Raw genomic sequence first — 12,027 nt, 5'->3', positions numbered from 1 at the left:
CTCTGGGAGAAATACCCCGATGATGATAGAGTATCGGGGTTCTCGTCAAGGAGGAACCGATACGTGCATGCGTTGATCCCGTTTCTGTTCATGGCGAATTTCGCCGTATACGCGTTTTCGAATACGTTCTTCTTTCTCGCCCCGTATCTTCAATCGCAGGGGATGTCGTCCTCGGATGCGGGACTTATCGTAAGCGTTTTCTATGCCGCGACGACCTTCGCACGTCCTGTCGGAGGGTGGATCGTCGAACGGTGCGGCGTGCGCCGCTCCATGATCGCATCTTCATTCGGGTGCGCCGTCGCGTCGGCGGCCTTCGCATTCCTCGGGAGCGATCCCGTTCCGCTCGTCACCGTCCGTGTTTTGACGGGGGGCTGCTTCAGCGTCTTTGTCGTCGCGATGACGACATACCAGGCGATTTCGGTCCCGGAGGAAATCCGCGGCGCGTCGTTCGCGCTCGTTACAATCGGAAGCGTCTTTCCGCTCTTCACGGTCGTCCCGTTTTCCGATTTCCTGCTTCGTACGGGGTCGTCAGTCCTGTTCCTGAGCATGCCTCCCATCGCGGCAGCCGCCTGTCTTCTGCTTTCGGTACGACTCCGGCCCATCGCCCTGCCGACGACCGGAAACGACCGGAGATCCTGGGGGACGTACGGGGATCTGTTCCAAACAACGCCCGCAGTCCGCATGGCGACATCCTGCCTTCTTTTCGGCCTGTGCGACGCGTCCATCGTCTATCTTTCGAGCTTCGCGCTCGGAAAGGGTCTGGTTCCATCCGCCTTCATGATACCGAATGCCATCGGCGCGACGCTCATCCGTTTCTTCGGACGAGACCTGTTCAACCGTCTTCCACGCACGCGGCTCGCAGGGCCATCCTTCGCCCTGATGGCCGTGTGCCTCGTCGCGACATCCTACGCATCCTCGAATCTCCTCTTCGCGTTCTGCGGCCTCGTCTACGGAATGGGAATGGGATACGCCTTCCCGGCGCACCTTTCTTTCACAGGAGACCTCGTCCCGGCGAACCTTCGCGCGAAGGCGTCATCACTCGTGTTTTTCTCGATGGACTTCAGCTGGTTCCTGTTGCCGCTCTACATGGGCTATGCGGCTGAGGCCTTCGGAATCGTGCCGTCGTTTCGCGCGTTCGCTTTCTTCTGCGTCGCCGCATCGCTTTTCATTACATGGATATGGATTCCCCCGAACAAAACACGACAAACGCGACCGCGCCCTTCCGGTGACTGAAGGCACCGACGAAAAAACCGCCACCCCATGGATCGGACCGCAACGGCAGTACGGCGGAACCGCCACTCTCCGCCACATGATCGAGCGCTTCCGCGAGCGTCGGGTCCATTTCCCGGATGGCACGTCCCGCAGGGTCGGAAAATCCGCGTTCCAGAAGAAACTTCCCCCCCTGCCCATTCCATTCGGACAAGCGGATATCGCCCGCTCCCCCCCTCCGTTCCCTGTGAACCGAACACAGGAAAAACGGAAAAGGAAATTCCATGAAAACCGAATGATATCGGTTTCTCACCTCTGAAAGAGCCGATTTCGAAAGGTTCCGTTCGGCCATGCCGCTGAAGAGATCGGAGAGGAAACGCATGAATCCGATTTCTTCCGAGTCCCAGGTTTTTTTTCTGTCGATGCACTCAAGCACAAAAACGCCGAGGACCGTCCCGCGCAGGACAACCGGAGCGGCGAAAAACCCCCCGATCTTTCGCTCCCGGAGACGCTCCATGGCCATACTTCCCCTCTCGGCGACGACCCCGAGATCCTCGAGAACCACAAAACGATCCATGCGAAGGCGGTTCCACATCCATCCCTCGTGCCGAAGCGCATGGGCATTTCCGTCGTCTTCGACATCGGGAATCCCGCGACGCGTCCAGGCTGCAGGATCACCGAAGGGTCCAGCCTCGAGAGAAACGAAACACGCGCGGTCGCAGTCCGAAAAGAGCCCCGCGTGCTGCAGAGCTTCCGTAACAACCGGCTCGAGATAGGATGACAACATCACGGAAAGGGCGATCTGCGAAGAGAGCTTCTCGCGCCGGAGCTGTCTTCGAAGGCGATTTTCGTTTTCCTTGCGATCGGTGATATCCCAGTAGGCACAGTAAATCCCCGTGGCGCCCGACGGAAGCCTGACCGGAGCATGGACCAGCGCGACGTCGATCTCGGTACCGTCCCGACGTTTCCGCTTCGTGTCGACGCTCACACGCTTTCCTTGCAGAACGAGCTGCTCGAGTGCGAGGGACTGAAGTCCGACAGGCCCTCCCGCGATCTTCTCCCGAAGAAACTTTCCGCATAGTTCCGCCGGAGAGGGGAATCCGAACAGACGAAGAAACGCGTCATTGACATCCAGAACGGTCCCCGAGGAGTCCAGAAGCGCGATTCCCAACGGAGCGGCGTTGAAGAGTGTTTCATAATGACGGCACTTCGACTCGAAGGATGTTTCCCCGGAACGTCCCCGCGAAAGATCCGTTATCGACAGCAGGATTGTGTCACCCGGCGGTTCGCCTCTTCCGGCGAACGACCATCCGATCCGTGCTGGAAAGACTCGTCCGACTGCGGTATGAACGTCCCGTTCCCGTTCCGGCGGACAGGCTCCGGAGATAAGTGCGCACAGATCGCCGGCCGAAAGGACATTGTCGTTTCCGAAGAGCAGTTTTTGCAGGAGTTCACGATCGTCCGTTCCGAAGAGATTCGTAAACGGTCTGTTTGCGCAGACGAGGGAGAGTGTGAGGCAGGGCGTTTCATCGTTCCCGAATGCCGAGGCGGCGTCCGGAAGATCGATCTGCGCAAGAGGAAGCGGGTTCGCATTCAGAAGCCGGGAATATCCCGTCGCGATGGCGATGTCGAGTGCGCGGCGAACCTGAATGTCATCGAAGGGTGGGGAAAGAAGCGCCGTCGCTCCTGCCCCGGCCGCCGTACGGGAATTCTCGGGACGCGCATCCCGGGACAGAATGCACCCGGCACCGAGGGGACATTCCGCCGCAAGCGACGACAGGACGGGTGAAAAAAGGGAAGAACCGACCACCGCGGTATCGACAAGCGCGTAATCGGCTCTTCCCTTCTCCTTCGCTTCTTCGACCGAGTGAAACACTCCACCAACCCGGAATCCGCAACTTCGGAGAACTTCCGGCAACGTATCTCCGCAGTCGCTTCCCGGGTGAAGAACGAGCAGGATCGTTTCGCGCATGCGCCCACTCTCCCTGTCGAAAGACGGAGTCGGTGTCTAGTCGAGGAAATCCCTGAGCTTTCTGCTTCTGCTCGGATGCCGGAGTTTTCTGAGCGCCTTCGCTTCGATCTGACGGATACGCTCCCGCGTAACGCCGAATTTCTTGCCGACCTCTTCAAGAGTGTACGAACGGCCGTCCTCGAGGCCGAAACGGAAGTGAAGGACCTCCCGCTCCCGCTCCGAGAGGTTGTCGAGCATCTCTTCGATCTGTTCACGAAGCAGATGGCTCGCGGCGGACTCCTCCGGGCTCGGGAGATCCCGATCCTCGATGAAGTCTCCGAGCTGGCTGTCCTCTTCCTCTCCGATCGGGGTTTCCAGAGACACCGGGAGCTGCGCGATGCGGCGGATTTCCTCCACCTTTCCGGGTTCGATGTCCATCTCCCTGGAAATCTCCTCGTCCGTCGGTTCCCTGCCGAGCCGCTGCACGAGCTGCCGAGACACGCGCACCATCTTGTTGATCGTCTCGACCATGTGGACGGGGACGCGGATCGTCCGGGCCTGGTCCGCGATTGCGCGCGTGATCGCCTGCCGGATCCACCACGTCGCGTAGGTGCTGAACTTGAACCCCTTCCGGTAGTCGAATTTCTCAACGGCGCGTATCAGTCCGAGATTCCCTTCCTGAATGAGATCAAGGAAGAGCATGCCTCTTCCGATGTACTTCTTCGCGATGCTCACGACAAGGCGCAGGTTCGCGTCGATGATCTTCTGTTTCGCGACGGGGTCGCCTGCCTCGACGCGCTTTGCAAGCTCGACCTCTTCCTCGGGCCCGAGAAGGGGGACCTTGCCGATCTCCCTGAGATACATCCTGACCGGGTCGGTGAGCGGGATGTCGTCGAGCTTTCCCGGTTCTCCGTCGAACGACGGCTGAATAAGGGTGTCTTCATCCGTTCCCCTTGCCGTCGTTTCCTTCGGTTCCTCTTCGGTCTCGACTTCGCTTTCCGGCTCGGCCTCTATCTCGTCTTCCTGAACCTTGAGCCCGTGATCGAGCAGAGCCGTGTAGACGCTGTCCAGCAGATCGGCATTCCACATGTCGTCGTGGAACACCTTCTCGATGTCTTCCTGCGTGACGCTCGCCTTTCCATGGTCTTGCGCTTCGCGAATCAGTTCATGAATCTTCCCCTGATTCTCCGGGGACATATCGCTCGTCATGCCGTCCTTCAGGATGCTGCCCTCCACCGGTTTCGTTTCCTTCATTATCGATGCGGTCCCTCCTGCCGACGGTTCGGCGTTTTCGAGTGTGAATTTGTATTATACCCCCGGATCGATTTTCCCGCGAAGAATCCGGATCATCGTTCGATACGGATTCCGGGGAGCCTCGGGAATCGTATTTCCGGCGACGGCCCCACCGAACGGCGTGTCTCCTCGATTTCCATGTCGTTGAGCAGACGACTGATCTGCAGGTCCCGCAGGTTGTCGGTTTCGAAGGGGATGAAGAATCGGAGATAGCCGAAATGCTCCGCGTAGAAGGGGATCTCCTTCATCCTCGGGGCCGCTTCGAGAAGTTCAGAGAACGAAATCAGGAAGGCATCCTCATCGAAAAACGGATCCGGGCTGACGAAGATGATCGCCTTGAACTCCTCGCGGGGAATGTCGCGATCCCAGACACGACACGAAGACACCCCGGCCGAAATACTCCGGCAAAGCCCCGACGCATCCTCCGCGACGCGCTCCATTTCCGCGGAATACCCGAACACCATCGTGAATCCTAGGTCCAGTCTGATGTCGCGCTCCGGAAGGAACATGCTGTCGCGCAGGAGGTTGCCGACATTGCCGCTCCTGAGACTGCTCATGCAGTAGAACTCGCTTCCCAGGGAGAGCGCGCGTGCCGCGACCCTTTCAAGGTCGGCGCTGAACAACAGATTGACCGACACGGGATTGTAGTCGACACCCAGGGGGAACCACGGCGCGACTTCCATGTCCACACTCGAATCCCAGTATGGAAGGGACAGGGAGATCCCTCCTACGCGCTCTTCGGGTGTTCCCGAAGGAGACGGCAGACGTGCGAGACGAGGTCGTTGATCTCCGGCTTCGTGATCTGAGCCTCGGCACCGACGCTCGCAGCCTTGATCTTGATGTCTTTCGCCATGATCGACGAGAAGACGACGATCGGGATGGACTTCATCGCGGCGTTTTCCTTGACGCGCCTCGTGAGGGCGAGTCCGTCGAGACGAGGCATTTCCACATCCGTCACGAGAAGCGAATACCCGTCCGGCGTTTCCGAGAGACGGTCCCACGCATCCTTGCCGTCCCCGACGAGCACGACGTTATTGAATCCTCCCTGGGAGAGGACGTTCTGCAGCTGTTTTCGGATCAGCGGCGAGTCCTCGGCGACGAGTATCCTGTACGCGTCGAGATCGCCGAGCTCCTCCGTGAGCGTCCTCGCTCTGGCGGGGTCAAGGGCGTAACGCTCGGAAAGCGAAGGGTTGATCGACTGCACGATGGCTTCGTAGTCGAGGAGCAGAACGTTCCTGTGATCGCGCTTGATGACGTACAGGACGTATTCCCCGAGGAACGTCCCCGTCAGCGATGAGTCCAGCTCCTCGGAGTTGATCCTGTAAATCCGTTCGACGGAGTCGACGACGAACCCGAGTTTGATCTCGTTGAACTCCGCGATGATGATCTTGCTCGACTCGAGCGGAACCTTCGAAGCGATACCGAGATGCTTCCGGAGATCCATCAGGGGAAGAACCTCTCCACGAACGGACGTGATTCCGATCATGGACGACGGTGCGTCGGGAATCGAGCGGCACCCCGTCCACCGAAGAATCTCACGGGTTTTGTCCACATTGATTGCGAAGGTCTGTTCCCCGAGAAAGAAAACGACAACCTGCCATTCGTTCGTACCGACTTCAGTGATGACCTTCCTGACTTCTTCCATGGCCCGGGCCCCCCTTCAGCGTTTTCCGGCGTTTATTCACAGAACTATAGCTCATGAGAAACCCCGCAACAAGGGCGGAAAGATTCTGCTATACTGTTGAGTCCGAAGAAAATCATAACGGACTCCAAGGAGAATGTCATGTTATCACATATCGTCACGTGGCTGGTTCAGACAATCGGTTCCATGGGGTATACGGGAGTCGTGGCCCTCATGTTCCTCGAATCCTCGTTCTTCCCCTTTCCGAGTGAAGTCGTCGTTCCCCCGGCCGGCTATCTCGCCTCGAAGGGCGAGATGAATCTCGGCATCGTGATCGCCGCCGGAATTCTCGGCAGTATCCTCGGAGCCCTTTTCAATTACTGGATAGCGGTTCGCTTCGGTCGGTCGTTTTTCAGGAAATACGGAAAGTACTTCTTCGTCAGCGAGGCGTCGCTCGACAAGGCTGACGCTTTCTTCGCCCGGCACGGCCACATCAGCACTTTCATCGGACGCCTCCTTCCGGTAATCCGCCAGTACATCTCCCTGCCCGCCGGCATAGCCCGAATGAACATCATGGTGTTTTGCGTTTTCACGGCCATCGGATCCGGGATCTGGGTCGTCGTCCTCGCGATCGCCGGATACTGGATTGGCAACAACGAGGCTCTCGTCGGTCGTTTTCTGCACCAGGCAACCATCGTTGCGATCATCTTCTGTGCCGTTCTGGCGGGTGCGTACATCTTCTGGTACAAAAAGCGAAGGAAGGCTTCCGCCTAACCGCCACCCGCATCGATCACCGCCATGAGAAGATGTGAATGCGCCTCGGGCGACGCATGGATGGAATCGGCGAATGTCGACGCCGTTCTTCGCGCGAGACGGAGGTATTCTTTTTCTTTTGTCGCCCCGTACGCCAAGACAAGCGCGCGGGCCATTGCGGCGTTGCCTGACGGGATCGCCCCGTCGTACGCGTCCCGGATCGGAAGAAACAGCCGCGGATCGTTCCTGACGCTCATATCGAACCCACCGTGCCTTTCGTCCCAGAAACGACGCACCGCGTGCGTGACAAGCGCCTCCCCCTCCCTGAGCCAGCGGGCGTCCTTCGTGGATTCGTGGAGTTCAAGGAAGCCGCAGGCAAGAGCGGCGTAGTCCTGAAGCATCCCCGAAACCGCCGTTTCTCCGCCGATGAACCGGTGTCGCAGCTCTCCCTTCCCGTCCCAGAGGGTTTTGTGAATGAAATTCGCGGCATGGACAGCGCCGTCGATATATTCCTTCTTTCCGAGAAGACGACCTGCGCAGGCGAGCGCCGAGATCGCGAGTCCGTTCCAGTCCGTCAGGATCTTTTCGTCGCGGAATGGGCGGCTTCTGGTGTCGCGCGCGGCGAGAAGGGCCTTCGACGCCCCCGAAATCCGACGCTCGATCTCCGACAGGGAGAGTTTCATCATCGACGCGAGTTCCTCCGTCGTCATCGCGCGTCTGAGAACATTCATCCCGAGCGTATTCACGCCGCCGTGACGTCCGAGATTCCCTTCCCGTCGCACGGAATACGCCGCGACGAGAAGGGGAATGTCCTCTTCCGTCATACGCGCGCGAAATTCCTCGTCGGACCAGAGGTAATACTTCCCTTCGACCCCTTCGGAATCCGCGTCTATCGCCGCAACGAACGCCCCCTCCGGAGAGCGGAGTTCCCTGTACAGGAAGCTGACGATATCCCTGCAGTACTCGACGTAGAAAGGATCGTTCAGGATCCGGAACGCCTCCGCCGCGGTCTGAAGAAGCAGTGCCTGGTCGTAGAGCATCTTCTCGAAGTGCGGCACGCTCCACTGGTCGTCGACGGAATATCGGAAGAAGCCACCACCGAGGTGATCGTGGATTCCGCCGTTCCACATACGCCGGAGCGTGATGGCGACCATGTTCAGCGCCTCCGGATCCCTGTATTCCTCTCCGTATCGCAGGAGGAACGACAGTCTGTGCGGCACGGGGAACTTCGGCGCCCCGAAAAAGCCGCCCCACGTCGCGTCGAACGCATCCCTGAGTTTTCCGTACGCACGTACCGTCTCGGAACGTCCGGGGCATCCGCCACCCCTCGGAATGGCGTCCTTTCGGAGCGCTTCCACGATGGAATCGGCCGACTTCTCGATCGCCTCCCGCTGTGTCGCCCAGAGCCAGCGGACGCGCGGAATCATGTCCACAAGCCCCGGCTGGGCTTCGCTTCCCCTCTTCGGAAGGTAGGTCGCCGCGAAAAAAGGTTTCCCCTCGGGGGTCATGAAGACATTGAGAGGCCAGCCGCCGCTCTTGTTGAGAACCCGGCAGGCCGCCATATACGTCATGTCGATGTCGGGGCGCTCCTCCCGGTCCACCTTGACGGGGATGAACGCCGCATTCAGAAGAGACGCTACCTCCGTGTCGCTGAAGCTCTCGCGTTCCATCACATGGCACCAGTGACACGTGGAATACCCGCATGAAAGAAAGACGGGTTTATCCTCCTTCTTCGCTCGCTCGAATGCCTCGTCGCCCCACGGGAGCCAGGCGACGGGATTTTCTGCATGCTGCCGGAGGTAGGGGCTTTTTTCCTTCGCAAGTCCGTTCGGAGTCATGGAATCATCGTCCCCCGTTCATCCTTCTACGTGAAATGTCGGGAATCCCGCCTCCGGCAGGGTCGGAAGATCGGCGACCGAGGGAATCGTCCGCCACGCCCCAACCTCGAGCAGATCGACCTTCCGGAAGTTCCCGGACTCGACTCCGATGCCGCGCACGCCCGCAGCGACGGCACTCCGCATATCGTCACACGTGTCGCCGACGTACCAGGTTTCAGTGCGATCAACGCCGAGGAATTCCATACTCCTCAGGAGAACATCGGGGCTCGGTTTCGGCATCGCGACATCCTGGAGACCGACAACCGAATCGAAAAGGTCCGCAATGCCGGTGGCCTGGAGTGCCGGCATCGCGTTCCGCCGGTTCGACGCGACTCCAAGCATGATCCCCCGCTCCCGCAGCGACTCGAGAACCACTTTCGTCCCCGGGAAGAGCCGCAACCCGTCATACTCCTTCGAAACGAACATCCGCCTGTATTCCTCGAGCCACGATTCGTCGAAGGCGCCCCAGAGAGCCACCCAGGATTCCGCGATCGGCAAACCGATGACCCCGAGGACTTCCTGTCTCGAAACCCGGCGCAGCCCCCGGCTTTCCGCGATCATGTTCAGGGAATCCGTAATGGCGTAACTGCTGTCAGCCAGTGTCATGTCAAAATCGAAAAGAACACACCTCAAACGCGTCACCATCCCGAAAGTTTTTCTCACCGCATCGTACCCGATATCACCGATAAACGCAAAGGACCGGCATACATCTGCGAACGTCCGGCATATCATATCGGGGGGTATAATTATCGTAAAAAGAACGCTTGGGAGGGATGACTTGATGCTCGGAGCGATTTCCGGCGATATCATCGGTTCCGCATACGAGTGGCACCCTGTGAAGCGCACTTCGTTCTCCATTTTCGTCGCCGAGTCGACGTTCACCGACGATACCGTCCTCACTGTCGCTGTCGCCGACAGCCTCCTGAGCGGCATTCCATACGCGGAGTCGTTCCGGAAGTGGGGACGCCGCTACCCGGACGCAGGGTACGGAGGTCATTTCCGGGAGTGGCTCGCATCCCCTTCCCCGGAACCCTACGGCAGCTTCGGAAACGGAAGCGCGATGCGCGTCAGTCCGGTTGCTTATGCGTTCGAGACTCTCGACGACGTTATGGAAGAGGCGGAACGTTCAGCGGCGCCGACTCACAATCACCCGGAGGGAGTCAAAGGAGCCCAGGCTGTCGCCGCAGCCGTCTTCCTCGCAAGGAGCGGCAGAAGCAGGGACGTCATCAGGAAATTCGTGGAAACGACGTTCGATTACAATCTCCGACTCTCCCTCGCCCAGATACGCGAGGACTACGAATTCGACGAAACCTGCCAGGGGAGCGTTCCCGAGGCGCTCACCGCATTCCTCGAATCGGAATCGTTCGAGGATGCCGTCAGGAAGGCCGTCTCGCTCGGCGGAGACGCGGATACCCAGGCGTGTATCGCGGGAGCCGTAGCGGAAGCGTTTTACGGAGGGGTTCCCGCGAAGATCGCGGCGCAGGCGCGACAGATCCTTCCGGCCGATCTGACGGCCGTCCTAGACGCCTTTTCGGCGAAATACGCCACGCATCGTCCGCGGGAGGGTATGTGACCTTCGCGGCAACGTACCATTTGACGATTTCTTCCCCTTGAAATAAACTGAAGTCCATCGTCAGGAGCCATACCGTTTCAGGGGGAGTGACGTTTCATGAAAAGCGCCAAGCTGGAAGAACTGCTCCGCTCCAAGATGGATACACTGCCCACGAAGGCGCGGAGAGTTGTCGAGTATCTCCTCGCAAATACGAGGGAGGCCGCCTTTCTTTCCATCGGGGAGGTGGCGGCGAAGCTTGACGTTTCGAAGGCTCAGCTCGTCAGGGTATCCCGGGTCCTCGGATTCGCCGGATATTCGGACCTCAAGGACGCATTGAAGGATGCCGTCCTCGAACAGGTCAACCCCTCCGCGACCCTCTCGAGATCGATCTCCGGCTTTTCGAACCTTCCCGTCGAAATTCACCGATTGGAACACGCCAACCTCGACGACACATGGAACCAGCTTCGCGCCGAATCCATTCCGCAATTCTGCGACATCCTCAGGGGGTCGGGAACCATTTATTGCGTCGGATGGGGAATCTCCTCGCTCGTCGCCGAATTTCTCTATACGCGCCTTCTCGAGATGGGGCTCAAAGGCGTACTCATCAAGCGCGGTTCCCTCGCGCTCATCGAGCAGGCACGAGCCGTCACAGCCGAAGACACTGTCGTCGTATGCGAGCTCCCGAGCTACGTCATAGAAGTCACTGAGGCTATGCAACGGGCCTCCGAAACCGGAGCCGCGGTCGTCACGATCACGGACAGTCCGGCGGCTCCGGTCTGCCGGTTCGCGAAACTCTCATTCTATGTCAGCGACGCGAGTCCGACGTTCGGAAGCAGCCTTATCGGTCCGTTTTTCCTCGTTCACGTCCTCACGTCGGCGCTCGTCGCCACCCTCGGCGAAAAGGCCCGCGAAGCCCTCAGGGATCAGGAAAAGGGGCTTCACGACGAGCGGATCTACTACCCAACGTTCGGACTGCGCTACTGACCCCGGCAGAGGGGCTGGAGTTCGACGCAGTCGCCCGGCTTCAGGACCACGACCGACGTGCCTTCCGGGGGGGACGACCGGAAGGCTTCAGGATCCGCCCGGATGACGTCGAATGTGTCGTAGTGCATCGGAACCGCCATCGCCGGACGAATGAACCCGAGAGCGCGGAGCGCGTCCCGGACATCCATCACGAAATTCCCCCCGATCGGCAGCATCGCGAGATCGATGCGCTCGTCGCGAAGGAGGTGCATCTCCATCGAGAGCCCGGTATCTCCCGCATGGTAGATCTTCCTGCCTTCGAGCTCGAGGAGAAAGCCACCCGCGGCTCCTCCGGGGACGGTATCTTTTCCCACGAGATCCGAGCCGTGAAGCGCCGGCGTCATCTTGACGCGCCCGAACGGAAAAGCGAATGCGCCTCCGATGTGCATCGAATGACAGGAGACGCTCTGTTTCTGGAGCCAGGTACAGATTTCGAAGTTCGCAATGACCTGCGCGCCCGTCCGCCTCGCGATCTCGACCGTATCTCCGAGGTGGTCGCCATGGCCGTGCGTCACGAGGATCGCGTCGCTTCGGACGATGTCTTCAGGCGTGATCGCGGCCTTCGGATTTCCCCTTAGGAACGGATCGATCAGCAATTCATGCGTTCCGGTCGAGAGCTGGAACGCGGAATGTCCGAGAAAGCGAATTCGTACCATCCGAGAGTCCTCCTCGTTTCGGGGGGGTGAGAAGGCGGGGTGCGGAAAAGCTCCCCGCCTTCGTTTTTTTCAGGATCCCGCGACCTCTCTTT

Annotated in this window: 11 protein-coding genes; 4 read left to right on the top strand and 7 right to left on the bottom strand. The window is 59.5% G+C overall.

Features of this window, described 5'->3' with window-relative positions; translation table 11 throughout:
• Nucleotides 1–63: 63 nt before the first annotated feature.
• Complete coding sequence (locus tag ACZ5IU_RS13540) at nt 64–1,233, top strand: MFS transporter (protein ID WP_464418199.1); 1,170 nt, start codon at nt 64–66, stop codon at nt 1,231–1,233.
• On the opposite strand, the gene ACZ5IU_RS13535 is transcribed toward ACZ5IU_RS13540, so the two are convergent.
• From ACZ5IU_RS13535 to ACZ5IU_RS13520, 4 genes are all read right to left on the bottom strand, one after another.
• A complete protein-coding gene (locus ACZ5IU_RS13535) occupies nt 1,169–3,181 on the bottom strand; it encodes a PAS domain S-box protein (protein WP_464418197.1) in 2,013 nt (670 codons plus the stop codon). The genes ACZ5IU_RS13540 and ACZ5IU_RS13535 overlap by 65 nt on opposite strands.
• A 36-nt stretch (nt 3,182–3,217) precedes the next feature.
• Nucleotides 3,218–4,414, bottom strand: a complete 1,197-nt coding sequence (rpoD, locus tag ACZ5IU_RS13530; protein WP_464418195.1) for an RNA polymerase sigma factor RpoD — start codon at nt 4,412–4,414, stop codon at nt 3,218–3,220.
• A 92-nt stretch (nt 4,415–4,506) separates the two neighbouring features.
• Nucleotides 4,507–5,136: a hypothetical protein gene (locus ACZ5IU_RS13525; RefSeq protein ID WP_464418193.1), complete on the bottom strand. Its 630-nt coding sequence runs from the start codon at nt 5,134–5,136 to the stop codon at nt 4,507–4,509.
• Nucleotides 5,137–5,180: 44 nt separating this feature from the next.
• A complete protein-coding gene (locus ACZ5IU_RS13520) occupies nt 5,181–6,098 on the bottom strand; it encodes a chemotaxis protein CheW (protein WP_464418191.1) in 918 nt (305 codons plus the stop codon).
• 138 nt (nt 6,099–6,236) lie between these two features.
• Between ACZ5IU_RS13520 and ACZ5IU_RS13515 the strand changes: the two genes are divergently transcribed.
• Complete coding sequence (locus ACZ5IU_RS13515) at nt 6,237–6,848, top strand: DedA family protein (protein ID WP_464418189.1); 612 nt, start codon at nt 6,237–6,239, stop codon at nt 6,846–6,848.
• On the opposite strand, the gene ACZ5IU_RS13510 is transcribed toward ACZ5IU_RS13515, so the two are convergent.
• Nucleotides 6,845–8,665 carry a thioredoxin domain-containing protein gene (locus ACZ5IU_RS13510; RefSeq protein WP_464418187.1) on the bottom strand — a complete coding sequence of 607 codons (1,821 nt, stop codon included), beginning with the start codon at nt 8,663–8,665 and terminating at the stop codon, nt 6,845–6,847. The two genes, ACZ5IU_RS13515 and ACZ5IU_RS13510, sit on opposite strands and share 4 nt — an antisense overlap.
• A gap of 18 nt (nt 8,666–8,683) precedes the next feature.
• Nucleotides 8,684–9,337 (bottom strand): HAD family hydrolase, encoded by a 654-nt coding sequence (locus ACZ5IU_RS13505; protein ID WP_464418185.1) that lies wholly within the window; start codon nt 9,335–9,337, stop codon nt 8,684–8,686.
• A gap of 148 nt (nt 9,338–9,485) precedes the next feature.
• On the opposite strand from ACZ5IU_RS13505, the gene ACZ5IU_RS13500 reads away from it, so the two are divergent.
• Entirely contained in the window at nt 9,486–10,277 is a 792-nt protein-coding gene (locus ACZ5IU_RS13500) for an ADP-ribosylglycohydrolase family protein (RefSeq protein ID WP_464418183.1), read from the top strand.
• 96 nt (nt 10,278–10,373) lie between these two features.
• Entirely contained in the window at nt 10,374–11,240 is an 867-nt protein-coding gene (locus ACZ5IU_RS13495; RefSeq protein ID WP_464418181.1) for a MurR/RpiR family transcriptional regulator, read from the top strand.
• Here ACZ5IU_RS13495 and ACZ5IU_RS13490 read toward each other — a convergent pair.
• Entirely contained in the window at nt 11,234–11,935 is a 702-nt protein-coding gene (locus ACZ5IU_RS13490; RefSeq protein ID WP_464418179.1) for a metal-dependent hydrolase, read from the bottom strand. The genes ACZ5IU_RS13495 and ACZ5IU_RS13490 overlap by 7 nt on opposite strands.
• Nucleotides 11,936–12,027: the final 92 nt, after the last annotated feature.

This window comes from Lactivibrio alcoholicus (genome assembly GCF_055390895.1).
The sequence above is the reverse complement of the archived record's forward strand: the minus strand, read 5'-3'. Positions and strand labels throughout refer to the sequence as shown.

Coding starts and splice junctions, on each gene's coding strand:
- ACZ5IU_RS13535 (WP_464418197.1), bottom strand. CDS start 3,181: ATGCGCGAAACGATCCTGCTCGTTCTTCACCCGGGAAGCGACTGCGGA.
- rpoD (WP_464418195.1), bottom strand. CDS start 4,414: ATGAAGGAAACGAAACCGGTGGAGGGCAGCATCCTGAAGGACGGCATG.
- ACZ5IU_RS13525 (WP_464418193.1), bottom strand. CDS start 5,136: ATGGAAGTCGCGCCGTGGTTCCCCCTGGGTGTCGACTACAATCCCGTG.
- ACZ5IU_RS13520 (WP_464418191.1), bottom strand. CDS start 6,098: ATGGAAGAAGTCAGGAAGGTCATCACTGAAGTCGGTACGAACGAATGG.
- ACZ5IU_RS13515 (WP_464418189.1), top strand. CDS start 6,237: ATGTTATCACATATCGTCACGTGGCTGGTTCAGACAATCGGTTCCATG.
- ACZ5IU_RS13510 (WP_464418187.1), bottom strand. CDS start 8,665: ATGACTCCGAACGGACTTGCGAAGGAAAAAAGCCCCTACCTCCGGCAG.
- ACZ5IU_RS13500 (WP_464418183.1), top strand. CDS start 9,486: ATGCTCGGAGCGATTTCCGGCGATATCATCGGTTCCGCATACGAGTGG.
- ACZ5IU_RS13495 (WP_464418181.1), top strand. CDS start 10,374: ATGAAAAGCGCCAAGCTGGAAGAACTGCTCCGCTCCAAGATGGATACA.
- ACZ5IU_RS13490 (WP_464418179.1), bottom strand. CDS start 11,935: ATGGTACGAATTCGCTTTCTCGGACATTCCGCGTTCCAGCTCTCGACC.